The organism is Ruegeria sp., assembly GCF_040830605.1.
GTDB lineage: Bacteria > Pseudomonadota > Alphaproteobacteria > Rhodobacterales > Rhodobacteraceae > Ruegeria.
Window position 1 is genome coordinate 66,512 of the sequence record NZ_JBFOMD010000006.1, and the last position, 25,803, is coordinate 92,314.

At 62.4% G+C, this 25,803-nt stretch carries 28 protein-coding genes; 14 read left to right on the forward strand and 14 right to left on the reverse strand.

The genetic code is table 11. The annotated features are described in order from the left end of the window. Nucleotides 1–117: 117 nt before the first annotated feature. On the forward strand, nt 118–681 hold the full coding sequence (locus AB3N21_RS10805) for a Hint domain-containing protein (RefSeq protein ID WP_367935243.1): 564 nt from the start codon (nt 118–120) through the stop codon (nt 679–681). On the opposite strand, the gene AB3N21_RS10810 is transcribed toward AB3N21_RS10805, so the two are convergent. Further along, nucleotides 678–2,345, reverse strand: a complete 1,668-nt coding sequence (locus AB3N21_RS10810; protein ID WP_367935244.1) for an NAD(P)H-hydrate dehydratase — start codon at nt 2,343–2,345, stop codon at nt 678–680. The genes AB3N21_RS10805 and AB3N21_RS10810 overlap by 4 nt on opposite strands. Nucleotides 2,346–2,514: 169 nt before the next feature. Between AB3N21_RS10810 and AB3N21_RS10815 the strand changes: the two genes are divergently transcribed. From AB3N21_RS10815 to AB3N21_RS10835, 5 genes are all read left to right on the forward strand, one after another. After that, on the forward strand, nt 2,515–2,853 hold the full coding sequence (locus AB3N21_RS10815) for a P-II family nitrogen regulator (RefSeq protein WP_037309951.1): 339 nt from the start codon (nt 2,515–2,517) through the stop codon (nt 2,851–2,853). Nucleotides 2,854–2,886: 33 nt separating this feature from the next. Further along, a complete protein-coding gene (glnA, locus tag AB3N21_RS10820; protein WP_171178614.1) occupies nt 2,887–4,293 on the forward strand; it encodes a type I glutamate--ammonia ligase in 1,407 nt (468 codons plus the stop codon). Between the two features lie 138 nt (nt 4,294–4,431). Further along, the gene (locus tag AB3N21_RS10825; RefSeq protein ID WP_367935245.1) at nt 4,432–5,268 is read left to right on the forward strand and encodes an amino acid ABC transporter substrate-binding protein; all 837 of its coding nucleotides are present in this window, start codon (nt 4,432–4,434) and stop codon (nt 5,266–5,268) included. A gap of 24 nt (nt 5,269–5,292) precedes the next feature. Next, a complete protein-coding gene (locus AB3N21_RS10830) occupies nt 5,293–6,090 on the forward strand; it encodes a lytic transglycosylase domain-containing protein (RefSeq protein ID WP_367935246.1) in 798 nt (265 codons plus the stop codon). Nucleotides 6,091–6,300: 210 nt separating this feature from the next. After that, nucleotides 6,301–7,200, forward strand: coding sequence for a hypothetical protein (locus AB3N21_RS10835; RefSeq protein ID WP_367935247.1), 900 nt, complete (start codon nt 6,301–6,303; stop codon nt 7,198–7,200). 6 nt (nt 7,201–7,206) lie between these two features. Here AB3N21_RS10835 and AB3N21_RS10840 read toward each other — a convergent pair whose 3' ends face one another. After that, on the reverse strand, nt 7,207–7,944 hold the full coding sequence (locus tag AB3N21_RS10840; RefSeq protein WP_367935248.1) for a DUF3445 domain-containing protein: 738 nt from the start codon (nt 7,942–7,944) through the stop codon (nt 7,207–7,209). A 123-nt stretch (nt 7,945–8,067) separates the two neighbouring features. Between AB3N21_RS10840 and dddP the strand changes: the two genes are divergently transcribed. Then, complete coding sequence (dddP, locus tag AB3N21_RS10845) at nt 8,068–9,411, forward strand: dimethylsulfonioproprionate lyase DddP (RefSeq protein ID WP_367935249.1); 1,344 nt, start codon at nt 8,068–8,070, stop codon at nt 9,409–9,411. A gap of 4 nt (nt 9,412–9,415) precedes the next feature. On the opposite strand, the gene AB3N21_RS10850 is transcribed toward dddP, so the two are convergent. Further along, complete coding sequence (locus AB3N21_RS10850; RefSeq protein WP_367935250.1) at nt 9,416–9,610, reverse strand: hypothetical protein; 195 nt, start codon at nt 9,608–9,610, stop codon at nt 9,416–9,418. A gap of 373 nt (nt 9,611–9,983) precedes the next feature. Between AB3N21_RS10850 and AB3N21_RS10855 the strand changes: the two genes are divergently transcribed. Continuing rightward, complete coding sequence (locus tag AB3N21_RS10855; RefSeq protein WP_367935251.1) at nt 9,984–11,210, forward strand: alpha/beta fold hydrolase; 1,227 nt, start codon at nt 9,984–9,986, stop codon at nt 11,208–11,210. A gap of 22 nt (nt 11,211–11,232) precedes the next feature. Here AB3N21_RS10855 and AB3N21_RS10860 read toward each other — a convergent pair whose 3' ends face one another. From AB3N21_RS10860 to AB3N21_RS10880, 5 genes are all read right to left on the reverse strand, one after another. Further along, nucleotides 11,233–11,541, reverse strand: coding sequence for a hypothetical protein (locus AB3N21_RS10860; RefSeq protein ID WP_367935252.1), 309 nt, complete (start codon nt 11,539–11,541; stop codon nt 11,233–11,235). 11 nt (nt 11,542–11,552) lie between these two features. Further along, entirely contained in the window at nt 11,553–12,116 is a 564-nt protein-coding gene (locus AB3N21_RS10865; protein ID WP_367935253.1) for a hypothetical protein, read from the reverse strand. A gap of 112 nt (nt 12,117–12,228) precedes the next feature. Continuing rightward, the gene (locus AB3N21_RS10870; RefSeq protein ID WP_367935254.1) at nt 12,229–12,816 is read right to left on the reverse strand and encodes a biotin transporter BioY; all 588 of its coding nucleotides are present in this window, start codon (nt 12,814–12,816) and stop codon (nt 12,229–12,231) included. A gap of 77 nt (nt 12,817–12,893) precedes the next feature. Beyond that, on the reverse strand, nt 12,894–13,316 hold the full coding sequence (locus AB3N21_RS10875) for a DUF6314 family protein (RefSeq protein ID WP_367935255.1): 423 nt from the start codon (nt 13,314–13,316) through the stop codon (nt 12,894–12,896). Further along, entirely contained in the window at nt 13,313–13,645 is a 333-nt protein-coding gene (locus tag AB3N21_RS10880) for a hypothetical protein (RefSeq protein ID WP_367935256.1), read from the reverse strand. The genes AB3N21_RS10875 and AB3N21_RS10880 overlap by 4 nt, the downstream gene beginning before the upstream one ends. 88 nt (nt 13,646–13,733) lie before the next feature. Between AB3N21_RS10880 and purB the strand changes: the two genes are divergently transcribed. The 5 genes from purB to AB3N21_RS10905 all read left to right on the forward strand — a co-directional run bounded on the left by purB (nt 13,734) and on the right by AB3N21_RS10905 (nt 18,990). Beyond that, a complete protein-coding gene (purB, locus tag AB3N21_RS10885; RefSeq protein WP_367935257.1) occupies nt 13,734–15,038 on the forward strand; it encodes an adenylosuccinate lyase in 1,305 nt (434 codons plus the stop codon). A 318-nt stretch (nt 15,039–15,356) separates the two neighbouring features. Continuing rightward, nucleotides 15,357–15,893, forward strand: a complete 537-nt coding sequence (locus tag AB3N21_RS10890) for a tetratricopeptide repeat protein (RefSeq protein ID WP_367935258.1) — start codon at nt 15,357–15,359, stop codon at nt 15,891–15,893. Between the two features lie 72 nt (nt 15,894–15,965). Next, nucleotides 15,966–17,066, forward strand: a complete 1,101-nt coding sequence (locus tag AB3N21_RS10895; protein ID WP_367935259.1) for a flagellar motor switch protein FliG — start codon at nt 15,966–15,968, stop codon at nt 17,064–17,066. A 136-nt stretch (nt 17,067–17,202) separates the two neighbouring features. Continuing rightward, the gene (locus AB3N21_RS10900) at nt 17,203–18,057 is read left to right on the forward strand and encodes a DMT family transporter (protein ID WP_367935260.1); all 855 of its coding nucleotides are present in this window, start codon (nt 17,203–17,205) and stop codon (nt 18,055–18,057) included. Nucleotides 18,058–18,066: 9 nt separating this feature from the next. After that, nucleotides 18,067–18,990 (forward strand): lysophospholipid acyltransferase family protein, encoded by a 924-nt coding sequence (locus AB3N21_RS10905; RefSeq protein ID WP_367935261.1) that lies wholly within the window; start codon nt 18,067–18,069, stop codon nt 18,988–18,990. On the opposite strand, the gene AB3N21_RS10910 is transcribed toward AB3N21_RS10905, so the two are convergent. Beyond that, nucleotides 18,991–19,692, reverse strand: coding sequence for a DUF1223 domain-containing protein (locus AB3N21_RS10910; RefSeq protein WP_367935262.1), 702 nt, complete (start codon nt 19,690–19,692; stop codon nt 18,991–18,993). It lies immediately after the preceding gene. Nucleotides 19,693–19,926: 234 nt separating this feature from the next. On the opposite strand from AB3N21_RS10910, the gene acnA reads away from it, so the two are divergent. Continuing rightward, the gene (acnA, locus tag AB3N21_RS10915; RefSeq protein ID WP_367935263.1) at nt 19,927–22,617 is read left to right on the forward strand and encodes an aconitate hydratase AcnA; all 2,691 of its coding nucleotides are present in this window, start codon (nt 19,927–19,929) and stop codon (nt 22,615–22,617) included. Nucleotides 22,618–22,880: 263 nt separating this feature from the next. On the opposite strand, the gene AB3N21_RS10920 is transcribed toward acnA, so the two are convergent. The 5 genes from AB3N21_RS10920 to ccmA form a co-directional block, all read right to left on the reverse strand. Further along, nucleotides 22,881–23,417 carry a DsbE family thiol:disulfide interchange protein gene (locus tag AB3N21_RS10920; protein WP_367935264.1) on the reverse strand — a complete coding sequence of 179 codons (537 nt, stop codon included), beginning with the start codon at nt 23,415–23,417 and terminating at the stop codon, nt 22,881–22,883. Continuing rightward, entirely contained in the window at nt 23,410–23,568 is a 159-nt protein-coding gene (ccmD, locus tag AB3N21_RS10925; protein ID WP_367935265.1) for a heme exporter protein CcmD, read from the reverse strand. Before ccmD ends, AB3N21_RS10920 begins: the two co-directional genes overlap by 8 nt. Continuing rightward, nucleotides 23,565–24,338 carry a heme ABC transporter permease gene (locus tag AB3N21_RS10930; protein ID WP_367935266.1) on the reverse strand — a complete coding sequence of 258 codons (774 nt, stop codon included), beginning with the start codon at nt 24,336–24,338 and terminating at the stop codon, nt 23,565–23,567. The genes ccmD and AB3N21_RS10930 overlap by 4 nt, the downstream gene beginning before the upstream one ends. A 63-nt stretch (nt 24,339–24,401) precedes the next feature. Then, nucleotides 24,402–25,058 (reverse strand): heme exporter protein CcmB, encoded by a 657-nt coding sequence (gene ccmB / locus AB3N21_RS10935; RefSeq protein ID WP_367935267.1) that lies wholly within the window; start codon nt 25,056–25,058, stop codon nt 24,402–24,404. After that, complete coding sequence (gene ccmA / locus AB3N21_RS10940) at nt 25,055–25,669, reverse strand: heme ABC exporter ATP-binding protein CcmA (RefSeq protein WP_367935268.1); 615 nt, start codon at nt 25,667–25,669, stop codon at nt 25,055–25,057. Before ccmA ends, ccmB begins: the two co-directional genes overlap by 4 nt. Between the last annotated feature and the right edge of the window lie 134 nt (nt 25,670–25,803).

Here is a 25,803-nt window from a genome sequence, read left to right on the forward strand (position 1 = left end):
TGTCGCGCTCAATAACAAAGGTTCCTGCCGAGTGCGAGGGAAAATCGTCGCCAGCGACGTCAAAAAATGCGCGCCCAATCCTGCCACATATCGCCTGAATGTGGCCCCGGGGTGCTCATGCTTTCGCCATCATTGCAGCATCATATCAACGTGCAACTGATCGAGACCGCCATGATACCCGACGTGACATGGAATACCGTAAATACCATCCAGCAGCCTGCCGCCAAGGACAGTGCGCTGTCCGAAGCCGGGTTTCTGCCCGGCACCCTTCTGCTGACCCAGGATGGCGAATTGCCGGTCGAGTATCTGTCCAAGGGAGACAGGATCATCACCCGGAATGCGGGCCTGGTCCGGATCGCCGGTATCGGTCACGGGAAGCAGCGCGTGCGTGCGATCCGTTTTGCCGCCGGGTCTTCGGGCGATACGCGTCCCGAGAGCGATCTGACGCTGCCCGCAGGCCAGCAGGTTCTGGTGCGAGACTGGCGGGCGCAGGCAATGTTCGGGCGCAAACAGGCGCTGGTCCGCGCCGACGCGCTGGTCGACGGGATGTTCGTCCGTGATCTCGGCACCCGCGATCTGTCTCTGTTCCAGCTCTATTTCGACGCCAGCCACATCCTCTATGCGGGCGGTTTTGAGCTTGCCGGCCACGGCGCGCCGGCAGAACTGCGGCCCGCCGCCTAAAGGCTCAGCTTGCGGAACACGGCGGGCAGCTGTTCCGGCAAATCCTCTGCAATCAGCCCCGGCCCGAACTCCCGCGCGCATTCCACATGCAGCCAGGCTGCGGTCTCGGCCGCCTGCATCGGAGCAATCCCACGCGCCAGCAGCCCGGTGATGAACCCTGCCAACACATCCCCCGATCCCGCCGTGGCCAGCCAGGGGGCCGCGCGCTCGTACTGCGCCGAATTGATCGAGCACCTTCCATCCGGCGCGGCGATCACTGTGTCGGGTCCCTTGAACAGCACCACACATCCCGCCTTCTGCGCCGCCTCGCGGGTGGCGTCAACCTTGGAATAGGCGGGCCCCTTGGTGGGCATCTCATTCAGCTTATCGGCGATATCCGGAAAAAGACGTGCAAACTCACCGCCATGCGGGGTCAGCACGCAGGCCTCATGCAGCATCCCGAACAGTCGCTCTGGCGTATCAGCAAAAGCCGAGAGGGCATCCGCATCCAAAACCGCCGCCCGTCCAGCGCGCAGCACCACCGGCACCAGCTCCCGCGCCCGTTCTTGCCCCAGTCCCGGCCCGAGACACAGCGCGTTGAGCCGTTCATCCTTCAGCACTTCGGCCAGCCCATCGCCATTCTCGACCCGCCGCAGCATCAAAGCGGTGATCTGCCCGGCGACCTCCATCTGTGCCGAAGGCGGCACCCCCAGCGTCACCAGCCCCGCCCCGATCCTGAGCGCCCCCCGAGCGGCCAACCGCGACGCGCCGGTTTTGCCGGAACCGCCCGAGAGGATCAGGGCATGGCCGTTGGCGTATTTGTGCATAAGTGCGGTCTTCCGAAGATGAGCCAGACTGCCCTCGGCCACTAGTCGAGCAGTCTTGCCTGGCAGCACTTGGGAGCCTCGACTAAACGCCTCCTCGTCGGCGCATTTTGCATCCTTTAGCAAGCTGCCGCAGTTCTCAAGGCCGATATCGCAAACCGTTGCTTTAAAAGAAGCAGCTGGTCCATTAGACAGAAACAGACCGTTTTTGAAACGGTGGAAAGCCACTGTTAGATGCGCGGTGGGCGCAAATGTAGAGAGTTGGTTTGCGTCCAGAATTCTCCCGCTGTCGGAACACAACCGACTAGGATTGTCTATTGCGACAACTTTGGTGAGCACTTCAGGTTTAAAGCAGTTGTTTAAGGACGCCCAAAAGCCTTCCAGCCTGGGAAAAGGGCGCTTCAATCCAGTTCCAAAAATTGCGTCGACGACCAACTTAGAATCAGAAAGTAGCGCCTTCCAATCCGTCGGTAAATCGTGACCTAGTTGTCTCACCGCGCTGTCCCACCGCTCATAATTCACCCGCGCATCCGGCGGCAGTTTTTCGGGATCGCCGTATAGAAATACTTCCACCGCCCACCCGCGCTCACGTAACAACCGCGCCACCACAAACCCGTCGCCGCCATTGTTCCCTGGCCCGCACAGAACGACAGCCCGAAAACCCTCTTCATCTTTTTCCAAATACTCCGGGGAGCGCGAGGGGCTGGCCCCTCGCTTGCCTAACTCCGGCCACTCCTCGAAAATCGCCTCGACAACACCCCGGCCTGCCCGCTCCATCAGCTCCAGGCCGGTCACTATACCGCTGTCGATTGCCGCCTTCTCGATCGCCCGCATCTGTGCCGCGGTCAGCAATTCCGTCATCTCCAAACCTCCCGCGATTCAATTCTGCGCATTTTTTGTGCAAAACGCCCAAAACTTCACCGGCCGCCTGTTTTCGCCGCACCGCGACCCGGCCAGATCCGCAATCCCGTTGCCGCCCGATCTTAGACGTGATCTGAGCCTGCGTGACAAGCTTGCGAGGTAATCCCCGATGAAGAAGATCGAAGCGATCATCAAGCCGTTCAAACTGGACGAAGTGAAAGAGGCGCTTCAGGACGTGGGCGTCCAGGGCCTGAGCGTGATCGAGGTCAAGGGCTTTGGCCGCCAGAAAGGCCACACCGAACTCTATCGCGGTGCCGAATACGTGGTCGATTTCCTGCCCAAGGTGAAGATCGAAGTGGTGCTCGACGACGATCAGGTCGATGCCGCCATCGAGGCCATCGTGGATGCCGCCAAGACCGACAAGATCGGTGACGGCAAGATCTTTGTCTCGCCCGTCGAACAAGCCATCCGCATCCGTACCGGCGAAACCGGCTCGGACGCGTTGTAACCCCATTTGAATTCTCAAAAGAGGACCAAGAGAATGAGCAAGGACGCAGTTCTTCAACTGATCCGGGACGAAGATGCGGAATATGTCGACATCCGCTTCACCGACCCGCGCGGCAAGCTGCAGCACGTGACCATCATGGCCGATCAGGTCGATGAGGACTTCCTTGAGGAAGGCTTCATGTTTGATGGCTCGTCCATCGCCGGCTGGAAATCGATCGAAGCCTCAGACATGAAACTGATGCCCGACACCGACAGCGCCTATGTCGATCCCTTCTATGCCGAGAAGACCATCTGCCTGCATTGCTCGGTGGTCGAACCCGACACCGGCGAACCTTATGAACGTGACCCGCGCGGCACCGCGCAGAAGGCAGAAGCCTACCTGAAATCCTCGGGCATCGGTGACGCTGCCTTCTTCGGCCCCGAAGCGGAGTTCTTCCTGTTCGACGACGTCCGTTTCTCGAACAGTATCAATAAGGTATCATACGAAGTTGATGCAACTGACGCATCCTGGAACACCGATACCGAATACGAGATGGGCAATATGGGCCACCGTCCCGGCGTCAAGGGCGGTTACTTCCCCGTGAACCCGGTCGACGAGAGCCAGGACCTGCGGTCCGAGATGCTCAGCACCATGAAGCGTCTGGGCATGAAGGTCGACAAGCACCACCACGAGGTGGCGTCGTGCCAGCACGAACTGGGCCTGATCTTCGATAGCCTCACCAAACAGGCCGACGAGCTGCAGAAGTACAAATACGTGATCCACAACGTGGCCCACGCCTACGGCAAATCGGCCACCTTCATGCCGAAACCCATCGCGGGCGACAACGGCACCGGCATGCACGTCAACATGTCGATCTGGAAAGACGGCAAGCCACTGTTCGCGGGCGACAAATACGCCGATCTGTCGGACGAGGCCCTGTGGTTCATCGGTGGTGTTCTGAAGCACGCCAAGACCCTGAACGCCTTCACCAACCCGTCGACCAACAGCTACAAGCGTCTGATCCCGGGTTTTGAGGCCCCGGTTCTGCGCGCCTATTCGGCCCGCAACCGTTCGGGTTGCGTGCGTATTCCGTGGACCGAAAGCCCGAAAGCCAAGCGCGTCGAGGCCCGTTTCCCCGATCCGGCGGCCAACCCCTATCTGGCCTTCGCCGCCCTGCTGATGGCCGGCCTGGACGGCATCAAGAACAAGATCGACCCGGGCGAGGCGATGGACAAGAACCTCTATGATCTGCCCGCCGAGGAACTGGCCGGTATCGAGACCGTCTGCGGTTCGCTGCGTGAGGCGCTCGAGGCACTGGCAGCCGATCACGACTTCCTGCTGCAGGGCGACGTGTTCACCAAGGACCAGATCGACGGCTATATCGCGCTGAAGATGGAAGAGGTCGAAACCTACGAACACACGCCGCACCCGGTCGAGTACGGCATGTATTACAGCTGCTGATCCGGTTCCGGATCGATGCAAGGGGCGCCCCGACCGGGCGCCCTTTTTCGTTGCGCGCTCTATCAATTTATTTGCACTTTGAGACGCGTGGATGTGCCGCTAGGGTGGTCGCCGAATTCACCTATCAAGGAAGATTTCATGCGCATTCTTTCCCTGGCCCTGACTGCCGCCGTGCTGGCAACCGGCGTCTCTGCCCAGACCCTCGACCGCATCAAGGCCAACAACGAAATCCGTTTCGGGTTTCGTACCGATGCCGCACCGCTGTCTTATGTCAACGATCAGAACCGGCCCGACGGATACTCGCCACGGGTCTGCGACCGGATTGCCCAGGCCATCGCCAACCGGCTGAAGCTGTCGGAGCTCAACGTGCAATTCCTGCCCGTCGAGCCCAACAACCGGTTCGACAAGGTAGCCTCGGGCGAGATCGATCTGCTATGCGGGGCGGCCACCATCACGCTGTCGCGGCGCGAAAAGGTGGATTTCTCTATCCCGACCTATGTGGATGGTACCGCGGTCCTGCTGCCCCGCGCGGCGGATACCGGGCTGGCCTCGCTTGCGGGCAAGAAGGTTGGTATGCGCAGCGCCACCACCACCGAAGAGGCGGTCACGAACTCGTTCGCCGCTGCGGGGATCGAGGCCGAAATGGTGCGCTTTGCCTCGCATCCCGCCGGGATCAAGGCTCTGGCGGCGGGTGAGATCGATGCCTATTTCGCCGATCAGTCGATCTTGCTGGCCAATTACATCGCTGCCGGGCTGACCGACGGATTCAAGATGTCTCAGGAAATCCTGACCATCGAGAAACACGGGCTGGCGCTGGCCAAGGGCGACGATGAGTTCCAACTGCTGGTCGACGGGGTGCTGTCGCAGATGTATGCCGACGGAACGATGGAAGAGATCTTCCGCGCCGCGCTGCCGGGGGTCGAGCCGGGCGATGCGCTCAAGGCGCTCTTCGTGCTCGCCCCGACCCTGCCCTGACCTGCCTGACCCGGAGACCTGTTCATGCGCCCGATCACCCTGTCCCTGCTCATTGCATTGTTCATCGCCCCTGCTCCGCTCTCTGCCGCCAATTGCGGTAATACGAGCGCGGGATTTGAAGCGTGGAAAAAGGATTTCGCCAAACAGGCCCGGCGCTCGGGTGTGCGCAAGACGGGGCTGAAAGCGCTGGCTCAGACACAATACGCAACCCGCACGATTTCCGCCGACCGCAACCAGAAGAGCTTCAAGTATTCGCTGGAGAAGTTCATGCAGGTGCGCGGAGCCAATGCGATCGTGTCGCAGGGCCGCAAGCGCAAGGCGGCCAATCCGCAATTCTATGCCGCGCTTGAGAGGCAATATGGCGTTCCCGCCGGTATCCTGATCGCCATTCACGGCATGGAAACTGGGTTCGGCCGTTTCATGGGCGACAGTCAGGTCGTTTCCGCAATCACGACACTGGCCTATGATTGCCGCCGCTCAGACTTCTTCATTCCGCACGCCATTGGCGCGCTCAAGTTGGTGGATCAGGGGGCGATCACCATGGCGACAAAGGGGGCAAAACATGGCGAGCTTGGGCATACTCAGTTCCTGCCCGGCAACGCGATGACCTACGGCGTCGACGCAAATGGCGATGGCCGGGTCGATTTCTACAACCTCACCGACGCGCTGGCCTCAACCGCGAATTTCCTGCGCCAGAAGGGCTGGAAACCCGGTCGTGGCTATCAGACCGGGCAGCCGAATTTCGCCGTGATCCAGCAATGGAATGCCGCCTCGGTCTATCAAAAGGCCATTGCCATCATGGCGAGTCGCATCGACGGCTAGATAGGGCATCGCGCCCAATTTTTTGCCGCAATTAGGACATGGTTTCGACACGAGCCAAACCGTTAAGTCATATTTTATTGGTTTCCAATTCGTGACCAATCGCTCAAAAAATGCCGAATTTCACCCAGCCATCTTCGGTTCAGTCAAACTTTTTTCTACATCTTCCGGTAGAAGTATAACCTTGAGTACACGTCAAGGAGGATTCTCACTGTGACGCAGACATGCAGGTATCACGGTGGTTTAGTGTTTTTGGGTGAAAGTAACGAAGCGTTGGACCGCTTCGGTCGTATCGCAGCGGCGACATTGGAAGACTATGGTCACCTGATCGAAAGACAGACTCTCCTGAGCGCGCATGAGGCGCGCATCGTTTCCAGCCAATATCTTGTCCGTCTAAACCTGGAAACCGATCTGCCAACGGCCGAAGACCGGCATCGGCGGCTGGACCGTGCAGCCGGTCTGAACGGGGTGAGGATCAAACGCCCTTCCCGCCTCAGAAATCGGCTGGTCATTTCCCTGACGCCTGTTTCAGAACTTCTGGATGACCGCGAGATTTCCGAATTGATGCTGGTCGTCATGTTGTATCGGATGATCGATCTTTGTGCGGTGGAACAGGTTGAGTGGCTTGCCCCTGACTCGGCTCTGTCCATCGATCAGTTCATGGGCACGTTCGCCAACCTCTCACCACGCCGGATACGCAGCAGACGGCAGGCCTTTCGGTCCGTTTGCGGCCCGTTTACCGAAGTTGATATCGGCGAAGATACGGACCTTCCTGAACCCGAAGGCAAGCCGGAGGTCATCAAACTTGGGGAAGAAGAGATCCTCGCCCTCTCCTTTCGCGCCCAGCCGGAGCCGGAACCGGTCGAGTTCCCCGACACCACGAACGAGGTCAAAAGCGAAGAACGCAATGACATTCAGCGCCTGACCAGTTGGTGCATGACCGGCCTTGTGATGTCGCTGTCGGCCCCCGTGGCCCTTTCACTGGCCGCAGTCAATCTGATCCGAGGCGAGGATTTTCGCCTGAACACGCAGGTGCTCTCCTACACGGCGGCCATTATCGCGCTGCAACGAAGCGGCGCTTTTGCCGAAGCGGCGGGTTATCTGGGGGGCTGAGCCCCCCTAACCCGCAACCCCGGGCAGGTCCTTGCGGTCCAGCAGATAGGTGTGGATCGAGAACACCACCGCCCGGCTTTGCGGCAGCCGCAGCAGGCTTTGTCGCTCGCTGCGCAGATAGCGGGCATCGACCCGGTCGCTGGCAGGGCGCGGCGCCAGCAAGCTGCGCGGCTGGTGCAGTTCGGGGTCGGGATACCACAACGCGTTGTAGCGCCAGAGTGGACGCCCGGGCTGCACCCCGTCGAACAGGCGCTGGACCCGGCGGGCGACATCCACGTCGTAGCTGGCCACCGGCGTATGGATGGCGAACAGCGGGCGCATGAATTTCTCGGACAGCGTCCAACTGGCCGGAAAGCACAGGATCGCGCCGGTCAGCACATGCCCGTCGCCCAGTTTCTGCAGGATGTAGAAATCCTCCTGTACCAGCAGGCAGAGCGTGTCGAGGGGCCGATCCCGGTCGATCCCGACCTCGACCCCATCGGGTCGCCGCACCCGCTCACGCGCGCCGGGGTAGACCTGCGCCAGCACAAGTTCCAGCAGTTCCAGCGCCGCGGGTCGGGCGCCCTCATCCATGGCAAGAACCTCACCCCGCTGCCCGGCCAGAAGTTCAGCCCGCCGTGCCATCTGCGCGGCAAATGCGTCGTCCCGATGCAGCCAATCCTCCATGGAAATCGGCTGAATGCCCGGCAGCGGGCGCGCGATCAACGGGTCGTAAGGGATTGATTTCTGCAGAATCGCATTCATGCGCCTGATCTAGCATTGCACACTGGCCCTGTCGGTCAAAAAACGACCGCCCCCCGGTCGCAATCCGGAGCGACCCGGGCGATCATGCCCAGCAGACTTGCCCGGCAAGCAGAGAGGCCCGCCGTGAACACGCATTATCGAGACACCCGCAAGATCGACCCCAGCCGTGGCGCGTCCCTGGGTGATGGAACCCCGAATGACAATGACCGGGTCGAGATCGGCCCAACCCAGCTTGCATTTACCGAATGGGCGGCGGCGGGGCTGGAACTGCCCAACCTCGAACGCATGCGCGAGTATCGCTGGAAGCGGCTGACACAGGCCATCGTCGATCGCGGCTATGGCGGGCTGCTGATGTCCGACCCGCTCAACATCCGCTACGCCACCGACAGCACCAACATGCAGCTCTGGAACACTCACAATCCGTTCCGCGCCCTGCTGCTGTGCGCCGATGGCTACATGGTGATCTGGGACTACAAGCAGTCACCGTTTCTTTCCACCTTCAACCCGCTGGTCCGCGAACAGCGCTCAGGCGCCGACCTGTTCTATTTCGACCGGGGCGACAAGGTGGATGTCGCCGCCGACAAGCTGTCGAACGAAATCCGCCTCCTGATCGCCGAGCATGGCGGTGGCAACATGCGGCTTGCGGTGGACAAGATCATGCTGCACGGCCTGCGCGCTTTGGAGGCGCAGGGTTTCGAGATCATGGAAGGCGAGGAAGTCACCGAAAAGACCCGCGCCATCAAGGGCCCAGACGAGATCTTGGCCATGCGCTGCGCCAATCATGCCTGCGAGACGGCGGTGGCCGAGATGGAGGCATTCGCGCGCGCCAATGTGGGCGACGGCAAGACATGCGAGGACGATATCTGGGCCGTGCTGCACGCCGAGAACATCAAGCGCGGCGGCGAGTGGATCGAGACCCGGCTACTGGCCTCGGGCCCCCGCAGCAACCCGTGGTTTCAGGAATGCGGGCCGCGCATCACTCAGAAGAACGAGATCATTTCCTTCGATACCGACCTCATCGGTTCATACGGCATCTGCATCGACATCTCGCGCAGCTGGTGGATCGGGGACGAAAAGCCGCGCCCCGACATGATCTATGCCATGCAGCACGCGCATGAGCACATCATGACCAACATGGAGATGCTGAAGCCCGGTGTGACCATCCCGGAACTGACCGCCAATTCGCACCGGCTCGATGACAAGTTCCAGGCGCAGAAGTATGGCTGCCTGATGCACGGCGTGGGCCTGTGCGATGAATGGCCCCTGGTCGCCTATCCCGATCACGCGGTCGAGGGCGCCTATGACTATCCGCTCGAACCCGGCATGGTGCTGTGTGTCGAGGCCTGTGTAGGTGAGGTAGGCGGCGATTTCTCGATCAAGCTCGAAGATCAGGTTTTGATCACCGAGGACGGGTACGAGAACCTGACCACCTACCCCTTTGACGAACGCCTTATGGGGTTGGCCTGAGGCTTCACTGCGGCCAGTGCGACCGCATGACGTTGCCGTGCCAATCCTCAAGTACCGGCTGCGCCGTGGGCGTGGTCGTGCCGGTGCCAACAGGCCAGCTTTGACCTAGGGCAAAGCCGATCGCTCCGGCCAGAACAATCGCAAGAAGAATTCCGGGCCGTACTCCTGCGCCGTGCGGCGCGGATGCCGTATGTGCCATTTTGGGCCTCCATTACAGATGTCTCAGTGCATCGGTAATGTGGGTACGTCATGGAGATAATGAAATTGAATGTTTGAGAGATCATCAATCACAGATCTTGATGAGTTCTGCTCACCAGAAAAATCGACACCGCCTATCACCTCACGGATCGAACCGTCGGCGGCAGGAAGGGTCTCGTGAGAGCCTCGTTAACCGACCGCGAGACAAGATAACTGAGCCACCTCGTTGCACAAGCATCTGCAGCCGCGACACAAATACAGACTTCAACACGGTCTGCCCTATTCTCACCTTCCCGTGACGCCTCTGACATAAGGGTTGAGGACCACAGTCCCCGTGCACAGTATTGGAACCGCCCACAACTCAAGGAGCCACCATGCCCACGGAACGCATCACTTTTGCCGGTCACGATGGCAGCAAACTCGCCGCGCGTCTGGATTTGCCCGATGGGCCGGTTCTGGCCACCGCGCTGTTTGCCCATTGCTTTACCTGCTCCAAGGACATACCCGCCGCCCGCCGCATCTCGGCCCGGCTGGCGGCGATGGGCTTTGCGGTGCTGCGGTTCGACTTCACCGGGCTGGGCCACTCCGAGGGGGAGTTTGCCAACACCACCTTCACCTCGAATGTCGAGGATCTGATCGCGGCGGCGCAGTTTCTGGCCGGGCGCAACATGCCGCCCGCCTTGCTGATCGGCCATTCTCTGGGGGGCGCAGCGGTGCTGCGCGCGCGGGCCGGCATTCCGTCGATCATGGCGGTCGTGACGCTGGGCGCGCCCGCCGATCCGGGCCATGTCTCGCATCATTTCGAAGACGCCCTGCCCCAGATTCAGGCCGATGGCGCCGCGGACGTGACGCTTGGCGGGCGCCCCTTCCGCATCGGCAAGGCCTTTGTCGAGGATATCTCCGAGGCGTCCCTCAACGCCGCAATCGGCGACCTGAAAGCGGCGCTGCTGGTGCTGCACGCCCCGCGTGACACCACGGTCAGCATCGACAATGCGGGGCAGATCTTTCTGGCCGCCAAGCACCCCAAGAGCTTTGTCACGCTCGACGATGCCGACCACCTGATCTCGCGCCCCGAGGATGCCGAATACGCCGCCGACGTGATCTCGGCCTGGGTGTCGCGCTATGTGGACCTGTCGCCGCCCGCCCCGCCACCCGGCGCGCCAGAGGGCATCGTGCGGGTGACCGAGGCCGATCCGGGCGGGTTCCTGCAAGACGTGCAGTCCGGCCCCGATCACCATGTCTTTGCGGACGAGCCGGTCTCATACGGCGGCACCGACCGGGGCATGTCGCCCTACGGCTTTGTCTCGGCGGGGCTTGGCGCCTGCACCTCGATGACCATCCGGATGTATGCCCGCCGCAAGGGTTGGCCGTTGACCAATGTCAGCGTCGATGTCAGCCACAACAAGGTGCACGCGCAGGATGCCGGGATGCGCGCCGACAGCAAGATCGACCATTTCATCCGCCGGGTGCGTCTGGAAGGGCCGCTGGACCGTGAACAGCGCGCCAAGCTGCTGGAGATTGCCAACAAGTGCCCGGTTCACCGGACACTCGAAGGCTCCTCGCATGTGACCACCGAACTGGACGAGCCGGTACCCGCCTGAACAGGCACCGGCCCGGTCACGGCTACCGCAGGCGCGCTGGCATCGGCCGCGCCACCGGGGGCCTGTGGATCGGAGGCCGGGCCACAGGCGGGCGCGCGACGGGCGGTCTGGCAATCGGATGCTCGGGCCTGACCGGCGGATGCGGGCGGTCTGGCGGATTTGGCCGGTCGGGGCGCGGCGGGCGTGGATACCCATAGTAATAATCGTTCCACAGCAATGAGTCGTAATAGATCGAGCCGCCGCCGGAATAGGTCGGATCGCAGGCCGTCATGGCCAGAACAGCGGGTCCCAGAACCGCAACGAGAACGAGTTTTCTGAAGGTGCGTGTCATGTCATCCTCCCTCAGCGCACTGCCCGGAACGAGCTGTAAATGGTGTTGATATCTTCGACCAGATCCGGGTTCGCCCCGCCCTCGATCACAGCCATCGAGATTGCCACGCGGTTGCCCGGAAGATCGATCAGCACGGCGGTGAAATTCACCGCCCGCCCGCCGCGCCGCCCGGTGCCCGCGTATCTCGCGGCAGGCAAACCGCCGACACGGGTGCGGCTTTCGCTTTGTACCTGCGGGTCATCGACAACCGATCTGCCGATATTGCGCAGATAGTCCCGCGCCTGCTCGAAATTGGCCACGCCGTGCGGCGACATGAACCCAACCCACACGCCGCCCTCTGCGACCGGCTCCAGCCCGATCACCCGGTTGATCAGCCGCGCTTCGTCCGAATCCGGAGGGGTGATCACACGCGGCCCGCCTGCGCGCACCTGCCAGAAATCGGGCGCGTTCAGCCGAAACAGCGCCTGGCCATCGCTTTTGTAGACGACCGGCATGTCGGCGCAGGCCAGCGCCGGGACGAGGATCACCGCCAATGCGGCAACAGAGGATCGGATAAATCTGGGGACGTGTCGCATATCTCTCACTTTCGTTCTAATTGCATCGAGCATCCTGCGGTGGAGATGCAAAGTAAACGAAAAAGGGCCCGGAGACGCGCTCCGGGCCCTGTGTCATGGGATATGTCGGGCTTTAGCCGCGGGCGTCGCCCACCAGCTTCCACAAGCCCGGGATCAGCACGGCGGCCAGCACCAGCTTGATCGCGTCACCCACCAGGAACGGGGTCAGGCCCCATTCTAGGATCGGCTTGTCCCAGCCATAGAGTTGACCCAGCCACAGCAGGCCCGGCACGTAGATCAAGACATTGGCCAGCACCAGCGCCAGCGCCATCTTGCCAAATGAGCGGTCCCAGCCGCGAGCGGCAAGCGCGCCCAGCAGGATTGTGGCCAGCAGGTAGCCCACCAGATAACCGCCGGTGCCGCCCATCATGTAGGTCAGGCCGAATTTCTCGGCCGAAGAACCGGCAAAGACGTCAAAGCCCAGCGCGCCGATCAGCAAGTAACCCACCATCGTGGCCAGTCCGAGGCGCGCGCCATAGGCGGTGCCGATGGTCAGCACGGCGAATGTGCCCATGGTGATCGGAACCGGCCACATCGGCACCTTGATCTTGGCAGCCACCGCCAGGGCAACAATGCCCAGGGCAACCAGAACCACCTGTTTGACCCGCAGGGCCGTCCCCTCGCGCGGGCCGATTGCGTCAGCCAGAACGCTTGTGTTCATCTCTCGTGTCTCCCAGTTCAGACGGATATTTGGTTACAGCAATGCCCTCTCAGGGCGTTTCCTGCAAGATGATTACGCTATCGCGGCGTAAATTCGGTCCGCATTTCATAGGATTTTCGCGGGCCCGACACGCTCCAGCGCACGCTCCAGCGGGGCCAGGTGGAAAAGTCATAGGCCGCATCGTAGCTGTCGGGTGGGCAATCATGGTGATCGGCCGGATTGGCTTGTCCCAGCGCTAAGTTGTGGAAAAACCGGCCGTCTTCAAAGTGGATCGCAATATGATCCGCCGCCCCGCGCCACAGATACCGGCGGGTTCCGCGCATGGGTTGTTGCCCGGGAACCTGCAGGACAACCTCTTCATCATAGACGTATTCACCCTCGCCGCGACGCAGCGTCGCTGTTCCCTCCGCACGCAGCACCTGACCCGACAACCGGTCGTCGATCACGCGGCGAAGGGTCCAGCCCCCTTCAAAATCCTCGATCCGCTCAGGTCCCGTCATTCGGCATAAACCCCGTCGGTGGTGTCCCCACCCTTGCCAATAAAGCGGATCACATCGCCGTTGCGCTCGATGTCATAGCAAGCCCACAGATCCGAGGGCGGCCAGAGCGAGCAATACTGATCCTCCTGCACCGCCCAGATCCCCGCGCTCGGACCGCCCGAGAAATACTGGGTGTGCATCGACGGCTCAAAGGTCTGCGAAGCGCCGCCCTCATAGTTCAGTTTACGGCCCGACAGCGCCTCGAGAATCTCGTCGCCAGTCAGCCGCTGGAACCCCTCGGCCATCAGAACCCCCGGCCAAAAGGCCACAATCAGGGCAAACCGTCTCATCCGCGCTCTCCTGCCTTGTCCACCGACCCGCGCGAGTCTAAACCCCGCGCCAACGCCTCATGCCAATCACAAAAAGGTGCCGCTGCCAATGATCCCCCGCTATTCCCGCCCCGACATGGTTGCCATCTGGAGCCCCGAGACCAAGTTCCGCATCTGGTACGAGATCGAGGCCCATGCCTGCGACGCACAGGCCGTGCTGGGTGTGATCCCGAAAGAAAACGCCGAAGCCGTGTGGAAAGCCCAGGACGTGGAATTCGACGTGGCCCGCATCGACGAGATCGAGGCGGTGACCAAGCATGACGTGATCGCCTTCCTCACTCATCTGGCCGAGATCATCGGCAATGACGAGGCCCGGTTCGTGCATCAGGGCATGACCAGCTCGGACGTACTGGACACCACCTTCAACGTGCAGCTGGTACGCGCTGCCGATATCCTGATCGAGGATTTGCAGGGCCTGCTGGCCGCGCTCAAGCGCCGCGCCTACGAGCATAAGGACACCATCCGTATCGGCCGCAGCCACGGCATTCACGCCGAGCCCACCACCATGGGCCTGACCTTTGCCCGCTTCTATGCCGAGATGGACCGCAACCTGAACCGTCTGAAAAAAGCACGGATGGAGATCGCCACCGGCGCGATCAGCGGCGCGGTCGGCACGTTTGCCAATATCGACCCGGCGGTCGAAGAACATGTCTGCAAGCAGATGGGGCTGGAGCCCGAGCCGATCAGCACGCAGGTGATCCCGCGGGACCGTCACGCGGCTTTCTTTGCCGCGCTGGGTGTCGTGGCCTCGTCCATCGAAAACGTCGCAACCGAAATCCGCCACATGCAGCGCACCGAGGTGCTGGAGGCCGAAGAGTTCTTCTCGAAAGGGCAAAAAGGCTCCAGCGCGATGCCGCACAAGCGCAACCCGGTGCTGACCGAGAACCTGACCGGCCTGGCCCGTCTGGTACGCATGGCGGTGGTGCCGGCAATGGAGAACGTGGCGCTCTGGCACGAGCGCGACATCTCGCACAGCTCGGTCGAGCGCAACATCGGTCCCGATGCCACCGTCACACTGGATTTCGCGCTGGCCCGCTTGACCAGCGTGATCGACAAGCTGGTGGTCTACCCTGAGAACATGCTGGCCAACATGAACAAGTTCCGCGGTCTGGTGATGAGCCAGCGGGTGCTGCTGGCGCTGACGCAGGCCGGTGTCAGCCGCGAGGACGCCTATCGCCTTGTCCAGCGCAACGCGATGAAGGTCTGGGAAGAAGGCAAGGACTTCAAGACCGAGCTTTTGGGCGATGCCGAAGTGACCGCCGCGCTGAGCGCCGAGGAGATCGAAGAGAAATTCGACCTCGGCTATCACACCAAGCATGTGGACACGATCTTTGCCCGCGTGTTCGGCGCCTGACCGTAAAAAAAGGGCCCGGCATTCACCGGGCCCCGTTCAATGACTTGTCGGGCTGCAACCCGGACTAGACATTTTCGCTTCACACACCACCCGGCTGAAATTTCCGGGTCAGACTCGTTACTCAGACAGCCCGGCGATCGACCGCAAACCACGCAGTCGGCACCGGGTACCAACTCTAAAAACACGCGACCTGCCGAGATTATTCATTCACTTTATTCTTAGGTGACAGCGGCCCGGAACTGTGGAAACTGCGGGGTATTAGGTTAACGGTCCCACCAATGACCTGGTTCAGTTCATGGGACATAGGAGACGAGCAAAATGATTAGACACATGATCGCGGTGGCAGCCATTGCAATTACGCCGACGTTGGCGCTTGCCGCAGGTGGAGATTCCAACCCGCCGAAACCGACCAAGACCACCAAGAAATGCCTGTTCGGGCGGGTCTGGGATAAGGACCGTGGCCGCTGCGTCCGGCCCAACAAGACCAATTTCACCGAAGAAGAGCTTTATCAGGCCGCGCGCGAGCTGGCTTATGCCGGCCAATACGAGAACGCGCAGAACGTGCTGCGTGTCATGCCGGACCAGAACGACGACCGGGTGCTGACCTATTGGGGTTTCACTTATCGCAAGATGGGCGAGCTGGAACTGGCAAATGTCTTTTACGAAAAGGCCATTTCGGAAAATCCCGACAACATCCTTGCCCGCAGCTACATGGCGCAGGGTTTCGTGACCGAGGGCAAGACCGATCTGGCGATCGCCCAGTGGCGCGAGATCAAGGCGCGCGGTGGCGAAGGCACGTGGGCCGAAACCTCGCTGCGCGAGGCGATCCGGACCGGGATCACCTACAGCTACTGAGGTTCAGCCTTTCTTTACCCGGCCTGCGGTAACGTGACTGCGGAACTGACAAGTGCTGGGTGACGCAGGCGAATGCAGGACAACAATGCGCTGATACAGCTTGATGCGGGCGTTCCGGGCGGGACGCCCGCACCTGTTGCGGGGGCCGAGGAAGAGCGAGTCGTTCCCCGTGAACTGAGCGGGCGGGAAAAGGCCGCCATCGTGGTGCGGCTGCTGCTGACCGAAGGGGCGGACATCCCTTTGGAGGAGTTGCCCGAGGACCTGCAAGAGACACTGACCCACCAGATGGGCCGCATGGGACTGGTGGACCGGGTGACGCTTGCCTCGGTCGCGCGCGAGTTTTCCGACGCATTGGCCGGGGTCGGGTTGTCTTTCCCCCATGGTCTGGCCGGAGCGCTCGATGCGATGAACGGCAAGATCGCCCCCACCACCGCCGCGCGCCTGCGCAAAGAGGCCGGAGTGCGCCAGATCGGCGACCCCTGGCAGCGTTTGCGCGCGCTCGACGCCGAGGAACTTGCCACCATGGCGCAGGCCGAAAGCACCGAGGTCGCCGCCGTGATGCTGTCGAAGCTCGACACCGCCAAGGCTGCCGAACTGCTGGGACAGCTGCCCGGCCCGGTGGCGCGGCGGATCACCTATGCGGTATCGCAGACCGGCAAGGTCACGCCCGAGGCAGTGGATCGCATCGGCTGGTCACTGGCCGCCCAGCTCGATCAACGCCCCATCGCCGCCTTCAAGGACGCCCCCGGAGAGCGGGTGGGGGCGATTCTGAACCAGTCGGCGGCGGCCACCCGCGACGGGCTGCTGAACGCGCTGGACGAAGAGGATGCGGAGTTTGCCGATACCGTGCGCAAGGTGATCTTCACCTTTGCCCACATCCCCACCCGCATCGCGCCGCGCGACGTGCCTGCGGTGATCCGTGGCGTCGATCAGGCGGTGCTGATCAACGCGCTGGCCGGGGCACAGACCGAGGGCGATCAGGCGGCGGCGGAATTCGTTCTGGCCAACATCTCCAGCCGCATGGCCGACAACCTGCGCGAAGAAATGGGTGAGCGCGGCAAGGTCAAGCAGGCTGATGCCGAACAGGCCATGACCGAGGTGGTCGGCGCCATCCGCGCTCTACTGGATGAAGGCGCCATCACATTGGTCGAACCCGAGGAAGAGGAAGCCTGACTGGACGCGCACTGCTTGCACCTGATGGACAGGCAGGATAGTGCAGCCTATCAAGGCGCATGACCCGGCTTTTCCCTGCCCACCAAATCCCTGGACCCGCTGTGTGTGAGAACCATCCGCGTTTCACGGGCACGTCATGAGCGGCGGCGCCAACCGCCCGATCCTGTTCATGATCCTGGCCATTCTGTCGTTTTCGCTGATGGATGCCTCAGTCAAGGCGCTGGCGCCAAGGATTGGCGTGATGTCGGCACTCTGGGTCCGCTATGCGGGGCAGATGGCGTTGGTTCTGGTGCTGGTTCTGCCCCGGCTGCACCAAGTGATCCGCACGCGCTATCCGGTGCTGCAACTGCTGCGCTCACTCTTGCTGATGGGCGCCACCGGGTTCTTCTTCACCGGCCTCACCCGCATCCCGCTGACCGACGCCACCGCGCTGATGTCGCTGAACCCGGTCCTGATCACACTGGGCGCCGGTTTGCTGCTGGGCGAGGCGTTGGGCCCGCGCCGCCTGATCGGAATCGCCATCGCGGTTCTCGGCGCCCTGCTGATCATCCGGCCCGGTTCGGGCGTGTTCCAACCGGCGGCCCTCTACCCGCTCGGCGCCGCGATCTGCTATTCGGGCTATGCACTGCTCACCCGTCGGGTGGGTCCGGACGAGGACCCGTGGACCTCGCTTTTTTACACCGGACTGGTCGGAACCCTGCTGCTGAGCCTGATTGCGCCCGCCCAATGGCAGACACCAGATGTGGCAGGATGGGGTCTGATCGCGCTGGTCGCCGGGTTTGGCACTCTGGCCCAGATGCTGCTGATCCGCGCCTTCAGCTTGGGCGAGGCGGCGATGCTCGCGCCCTATGCCTATTGCGGCCTCGCCTTCGCCGCGCTGTGGAGCGCTCTGTTCTTCAACGAATATCCCGATATCTGGACCATCAGCGGCGCGCTTGTGATCGCTGGGGCGGGTCTGTATGTCTGGCATCGCGAAACGCAAATTCAGTGAGATCGCCGCATGCCCGTCGAAAAATCGGAACTCAGCCGCATTGAACGCGGGAAGTATTATGTCGCGAACCTATTTCTGCAGGGCGTGATCAAGGCGATGCACCTGCTGCCTTATAACCGTCGCATTGGCGCAATGGGCACGATCGTGCGCGCAGTCGCACCGCTGGTGGGCTTCCGCAGGCGGATCCGCAAGAACCTCAAACTCACCTGCCCCGACTTGCCCGAAGCGGAGGTTGCGCAGATCTGCCGCGACGTGCCCGACACGGCGGGCCGCGCCATCATGGAACATTTCTCGCCCGAGGAATTCAGTGCCCGGCAACGCAATGCCGAAGTGACCGGCCCTGGCATCGCCGCTTTTGATGACGCCATCGCAGCAGGCCGCCCGATCATGATGATCACCGCCCATTTCGGCCATTACCTCGCCGCCCGGGTGGCGCTGCAGACCCGCAGCGGCAAACCCATCGGCTGCCTCTATCGCCGCATGGCCAATCCCTATTTCAACGATGTCTACGTGGATGCCTTCCACCGCACGGGCGAGCCGATGTTCGAACAGGGCCGCCGCGGCATGATGGAGATGGTGCGATCACTGAAGAAAGGCGGCATTATCGCCATCGTCTCGGATCTGCACGCCCATGGCGGTGAAGAGCTGACATTCTTCGGCAAACCCGCCGTCACCTCGGTGCTGAACGCCGAGTTGGCGTTGAAATACGATGCAGTGATGATCCCTTGCTACGCGGTGCGCAAACCCAACGGGCTGGATTTCCAGATCGTGCTACACGACCCGGTGCCGCATTCCGATCCCAAGACGATGACCCAGTTCATCAACGATGATCTTGAAGCGATGGTGCGCCAGCACATGGGTCAGTGGTTCTGGATTCACCGCCGCTGGAAGGCGTGGAACGGCCTGGGCGTACAGCCCGAGGACATGCCCTGATCACTCGACCCGCGCGGCAGCGATGATCGGGCCGTGGCCCGCCCTCTGCACCAGCACGACGGCAGGCAGATCGTCCGAGACCGGCACGGTCAGCTCTGCCGCCCCCTGCCCGTCCCAGCGCCCGACCACATCCAGGCTTTCGACCACGTTGGCATAGTCCAGCTCATGCCCTGCAAGTTCTCCGCGCCGGATCGAGGCATGGCGCATTGGCGTGTAGCGCACCAGTTCCACCACATAGTCCCCCGCGACCGGCCCCGACAGCGGTTGCATCGCAATGGTGACAGCCTCGCCAGCACGCGCCGCCGAAACCTGCGCCACCGGCGCCTCGGCCTTGTGCTGCGCGATCAGGTCCATCAGTTCCATGCCGCGCGCACCGACCACGTCCTCCTGCCCGTTCACAATCATCTGCGGGGTATAGATCATCGTCCGCCCGCCGGACCGGGCATAGCCTTGCTGCCTTTTGGTATGGCTCGGCTTCGCGTATTCATCCTTCCAGCCGATATAGTCCCAGTAATCCACATGCAGCGCCAGACCGATCACATCCTCGCGCTCGGCCAGCTTGTGCATCAGCGCGTCCGCAGGCGGGCAGGACGAGCAGCCCTGCGAGGTATAAAGCTCGACCACCACAGGGTTGTCGCCGGCCGCAACGGCAGTGGCGAGGGTCATCCAGAACAGGGTGAGCGGGGTCTTCAGGGCAGTCATATTGGCGGCTTTCGGATGTGAGCTTTCCTTTCGGTCTACTCCTGCCCCGGCGCTTTGACCAATCAAGGTTTCTTGAGACTTCGGTGATTTACCGCCGGAATCGACACTTTTGTGTGCAATGGTATACAAAAATTGCCGCACCCCCCGTCTTGGACCTTGAACCGGGGCCGCGTGTGATGCATCTAGCGCTCAGCGAATCCCGTAATCCACGTCATTTGAGAGGGAGGCCACCCGATGCCCATCAAAGTCGGACAGGATACCGCCAAGACACGCCGCAGCCTGAGCGTGAATGGCAAATCCATTTCTTATTACTCGATCCCCGCTGCGCAAGAGGCGGGCCTAGGTGATTTCTCGAACCTGCCTGCCGCGCTCAAGGTGGTGCTGGAGAACATGCTCCGGTTCGAGGATGGCGGCTTTTCCGTCTCAGTCGACGACATCAAGGCCTTTGCCGAATGGGGCGCCAATGGCGGCAAGAACCCGCGCGAGATCGCCTACCGCCCGGCCCGCGTGCTGATGCAGGACTTTACCGGCGTTCCCGCTGTTGTGGACCTGGCCGCGATGCGCGACGGCATCAAGGGGCTGGGAGGTGACGCTCAAAAGATCAACCCGCTGAACCCGGTCGATCTGGTCATCGACCACTCGGTCATGATCGACGAGTTCGGCAACCCGCGCGCGTTCCAGATGAATGTGGATCGCGAATATGAGCGGAACATGGAACGCTACCAGTTCCTCAAATGGGGCCAGAGCGCCTTCAACAATTTCCGCGTGGTGCCCCCCGGCACCGGCATCTGCCATCAGGTGAACCTGGAATATCTGGCCCAGACCGTCTGGACCGACACCGACCAGAGCGGGGATGAGGTCGCCTATCCCGACACGCTGGTCGGCACCGACAGCCACACCACCATGGTCAACGGCGCGGCCGTTCTGGGCTGGGGTGTCGGCGGGATCGAGGCCGAGGCCGCGATGCTGGGCCAACCGATCTCGATGCTGATCCCCGAAGTGATCGGCTTTGAGCTGACCGGCGAGATGATGGAAGGCACCACCGGCACCGACCTGGTGCTGAAGGTGGTCGAGATGCTGCGCGCCAAGGGCGTGGTCGGCAAGTTCGTCGAGTTCTACGGCGAGGGTCTGGACCGTCTTCCGCTGGCTGACCGCGCCACCATCGCCAACATGGCCCCTGAATACGGCGCCACCTGTGGTTTCTTCCCGATCGACGGCGAGACCATCCGCTACCTGCGCAACACCGGTCGCGACGAGGACCGCATCGCGCTGGTCGAGGCCTACGCCAAGGAAAACGGCTTCTGGCGTGACGCAGACTATGCGCCGATCTACACCGACACGCTGAGCCTCGACATGGGCACCATCGTGCCTGCAATCTCGGGCCCCAAGCGCCCGCAGGATTACGTGGCGCTGACCGATGCCAAATCCGCCTTCTCGAAAGAAATGGACCAGACCTTCAAGCGCCCCATGGGCAAGGAGGTTGCCGTCAAGGGCGAGGATTACACCATGGAATCGGGCAAGGTGGTGATCGCCTCGATCACGTCCTGCACCAACACCTCGAACCCTTACGTGATGATCGGCGCTGGTCTGGTGGCGCGCAAGGCCGCTGCTCTGGGTCTGAACCGCAAGCCGTGGGTCAAGACCTCGCTGGCGCCGGGCTCACAGGTTGTCAGCGCCTATCTGGAGGCCGCCGGCCTGCAGGAGGATCTGGACAAGATCGGCTTCAACCTCGTGGGCTATGGCTGCACCACCTGTATCGGCAACTCGGGCCCGATCCAGCAGGAGATCAGCGAAGCCATCGCCGAGGGCGATCTGGTCGCCACCAGCGTTCTGTCGGGCAACCGCAACTTCGAGGGCCGGATCAGCCCCGACGTGCGCGCCAACTATCTGGCCTCGCCGCCGCTTGTGGTGGCCTATGCGCTGGCTGGTACGCTAGATATCGACCTGACCTCGGAACCGCTCGGTCAGGACAAGGACGGCAACGATGTCTACATGAAAGACATCTGGCCGACCCAGAAGGAGATCGCCGATCTGGTCGAAAGCACCGTGACCCGCGAGGCGTTCCAGTCGAAATATGCCGACGTCTTCAAGGGCGATGAGAAATGGCAGGGTGTCGAGACCACCGATGCCGAGACCTATGACTGGCCCGCAACCTCGACCTATATCCAGAACCCGCCCTATTTCCAGGGCATGGGGCATGAGCCGGGCACGATCTCGAACATCGAAGGCGCCAAGGTTCTGGCGATCCTCGGCGACATGGTCACCACCGACCACATTTCGCCTGCGGGCTCCTTCGCAACCACCACGCCCGCAGGCAAGTACCTGATGGACCGTCAGGTGCAGCCGCGCGAGTTCAACTCGTACGGCTCGCGCCGTGGCAACCACGAGATCATGATGCGCGGCACCTTCGCCAATATCCGCATCAAGAACGAGATGCTGGACGGCGTTGAGGGCGGCTACACCAAAGGCCCCGATGGCGAACAGACCTCGATCTACGACGCCTCGATGGCCTATCAGGAACAGGGCACGCCGCTGGTGGTGTTCGGTGGCGAACAGTATGGTGCGGGGTCCTCACGCGACTGGGCGGCCAAAGGCACGGCGCTGCTGGGCGTCAAGGCGGTGATCGCTGAGAGCTTCGAGCGTATCCACCGCTCGAACCTGGTGGGCATGGGCGTGATCCCCTTCGAGTTCACCGGCGGCGACACTCGCAAGTCGCTGGGGCTGACGGGGGATGAGACCGTCTCGATCAGCGGGCTGGACACCATCCAGCCGCTGCAGGAAGTGCCCTGCACCATCACCTTCGCGGATGGGTCCGAGAAGGTGATCCAACTCAAATGCCGGATCGATACCGCGCCCGAGATCGAATATATCGAAAACGGCGGTGTGCTGCATTACGTGCTGCGCAATCTGGCCAAGGCCAGCTAAGCCTTCAAAGCCCCGGCCATCGCGCCGGGGCTTTTTCGTTTCCGCGCTTTATGGGCGTTGGGAATTGGGGGCGCTGCCCCCGTCGCGCAGGGCGCGACTCCCCCGGGATATTTTTGAACAGAAGAAGATGTGGGGTTCGCCTCGGTCGAAGCGGTTGGTTTGACGAGGCGATCCGGCTGGATTGAGGCACGCCGTCGTCACTGGCGCCAATCAGGGATCGAGCGCGCGCCGTAGGCGCGCTCCGTTCGGAAACGGCGCCGGGTTTATTGGGCGGCTTTTTCCAGCGCGGGGCGGATGGTCTTTTCGATCACCCGTTGCGTGATCGGGCCGGCAAAGCGCAGCACGATGGTGCCTTCGCCGTCGATCACGTAAGTTTCGGGCACGCCGTAGACGCCCCAGTCGAGCCCCATGCGCCCCTGCTCATCGCGGCCAATGGCGCGGTAGGGATCGCCCAGTTCGTTGAGAAAGGATTCGGCGTTGGCCAGTTGATCCTTGTAGTTCACCCCATAGACCGGGATACCCTCCTCCGACAGCGCTTCGAGGTTCGGGTGTTCGGCCCGGCAGGGGGCGCACCAGCTGGCCCAGTAGTTGACCAGCTTGACCTCACCATCGCGCAGGATGGCGTCGTCGAACCCCGCCTTGCCGGGGAATTCGGTCATCACCACCGGCGGCGCGGGCTGACCCTCGCGCGCCGAGGGCAGTGCCTCGGGGTCGTCGCGGAACATGCCCACCGCGGCCAACGCCACGAAGGCGCCAAAGATCAGCGGCGGCGCGATCATCAGGGGGGAGACCCTAGCCATGGCGCGACACCCTCTGTTCCACCTTCTCCATGTCGGCCCGCACCTTGCGCCCGCGCCAGATGCTGAACGCCACCAGCGCCACCAGCAGCAGCAGCGAAGCGGCATAAGCCGACAGCACCGTGTCGGCGTATTTTCCCAGATCGGGCATCATGCGTTCACCCTTTCACGAGCCAGAAGCGCCTTGATCCGACGCGCCCGGATCTCGGTTCCGGTGCGATAAAAGACCAATGCGATGAAGAGCAGGACGAAGCCAACGATGCACATCAGCAGCGGGTAGAAGAAGATGTTGCTCACCTTCTCCTCGGTATCCGTGCCAGTCACGGCGGCGGCCCGCATGACCGAGGCGCCCTGATGCAGGCCCTGGTTCCAGAAGTTCACCGCATAGCGGCTGAGCAGCGCAAAGACCGACCCCACCAGACACAGGACCGAGGTCAGATCGGCGGCGGTGTCGGGGTCCTCAATCGCTTCCCACAGAGCCATGTAGCCCAGATAGAACAGGAACAGGATCAGGAACGAGGTCAGGCGCGGGTCCCATTCCCACCAGGTGCCCCACATGGGCTGGCCCCAGATCGCGCCGGTCACCAGTGCGATCAGCGTCATCACGATGCCGATGGGCGCGGCGGCGCGGGCGGCAAGCGCGCTGACATGGTGGCGGCGCACCAGCCAGACCAGCGAGGTGGCCAGCATCATCAGCCAGCAATTGATCGCCATCAGCGCCGAGGGAACATGCAGGTAGATGATCTTGACGGTTGAGCCCTGCTTGTAATCGTCAGGCGTGAAGAAAAAGCCCCACACGAGCCCCACCACCAGACAGATGGCAGAGGCGACCCAGAAAAAGGGCAGCATGCGCTCGGTCGTGGCCAGAAACTTCTTGGGGTTGGCGTATTCCCAGAGGGCGTTGGCTTTGGCTGCGATAGACATGGGCCTTATCTAGTCCGAAACGGGGGGCTTCTCAATTGACATTGATCAACAGCGGCAGGGCGGTCACCGCAAATTGACCCGCAGTACGGCGGCGCTGGCAAACGGCAAGAGCGCGATGGCGGCGGCGGTGATCCCAGCGAGCATCAAAAGCGGCGTGGCGGTCTCCATCCCGGTTGCCCCGCGCCGGGCCACTTCGGCGCCGAAGATCAGCGTGGGCACATAGAGCGGCAACACCAGCAGCGACAGCAAGAGCCCGCCACGTTTTAGCCCCACGGTCAGCGCGGCACCAAAGGTGCCGATGACGCTGAGCGCTGGGGTGCCAAGCGCCAGCGAGACCACCAGCCAGAAATAGCCCGGCCCCGGTAGGTTCAGCAGCACACCCAGTACGGGTGCGGCGAGCACCAGCGGCAGGCCAGTGGTGATCCAGTGCGCCAGCGCCTTGATGGTGACCACCGATTCCAGTGGTAACGGCGCGGTGGCCAGCAGATCAAGCGAGCCGTCCTCCCAATCCAGCGCCAACAGGCGGTCGAGCGACAGCAGGCAGGCCAGCAAGGCCCCCAGCCACAACACGCCCGGGGCGATGGTGGCCAGCAGCGAGGATTGTGGGCCGACGGAAAACGGGACCAGCACGGTGACGATCAGAAAAAAGGCCAGGCCCAGGCCAAAACCGCCACCGGCGCGGAAGGCCAGTTTCAAGTCACGCAGCAGAAGGGCGATCACAGGAACCCTCCGTCGAAATCATCGATGGGTTTTGGTTTGGCCTTGTAGGGGCCCACATCCAGCACCTCTCCGTCCAGGCCAAGGTCGATATGGGTGGCGATCAGGGCCGAGCCGCCCTGCCCCAGATGGCCGCGCACGGCATCGGCAAACATTGTCACCGCGTTGCGGTCGAGCGAGACGGTGGGCTCGTCCAGCATCCACATCGGGCGGCCCGTGACCAGCAGCCGCGACAGGCCAAGCCTCCGTTTCTGCCCGGCCGAGAGATTGCCAGCGTGGCGGTCGGCGAGATCGTTCAACGCAAACGCGTCGAGCGCGGTCTGAATGCTCTTGGCGCCAAAAACTGCGGCCCAGAACTGCAAGTTCTCGACCACGGTCAGTGTCGGTTTCAACCCGTCGGAGTGGCTGGCATAGGCGATCGTGTCCTCGGCGCCCTCGACCCTACCTGCCAGCGGCGGCTGCAGCCCGGCAAGCGTGCGTAAGAGCGTGGTCTTGCCGATGCCGTTCGGCCCGCGCAGGATCAGCGCCCGGCCGGGTTCCAGCGCAAAGCTGAGCCCCTCGAGCACGGGTACGCCGCCGCGGGTGATGGCAAGGTCGGTCACGGTCAGTGTCATGGGTTCCGCTTATCCCATTGGCGGCGGGGGCAAAAGGTGGGATTTGCCGCAGCATGCCAGGGTTGCACGTGTACCGGGATGCCGGAGCGAGGGGCCAGCCCCTCGCGCTCCCCGGAGTATTTGGGAAAAGATGA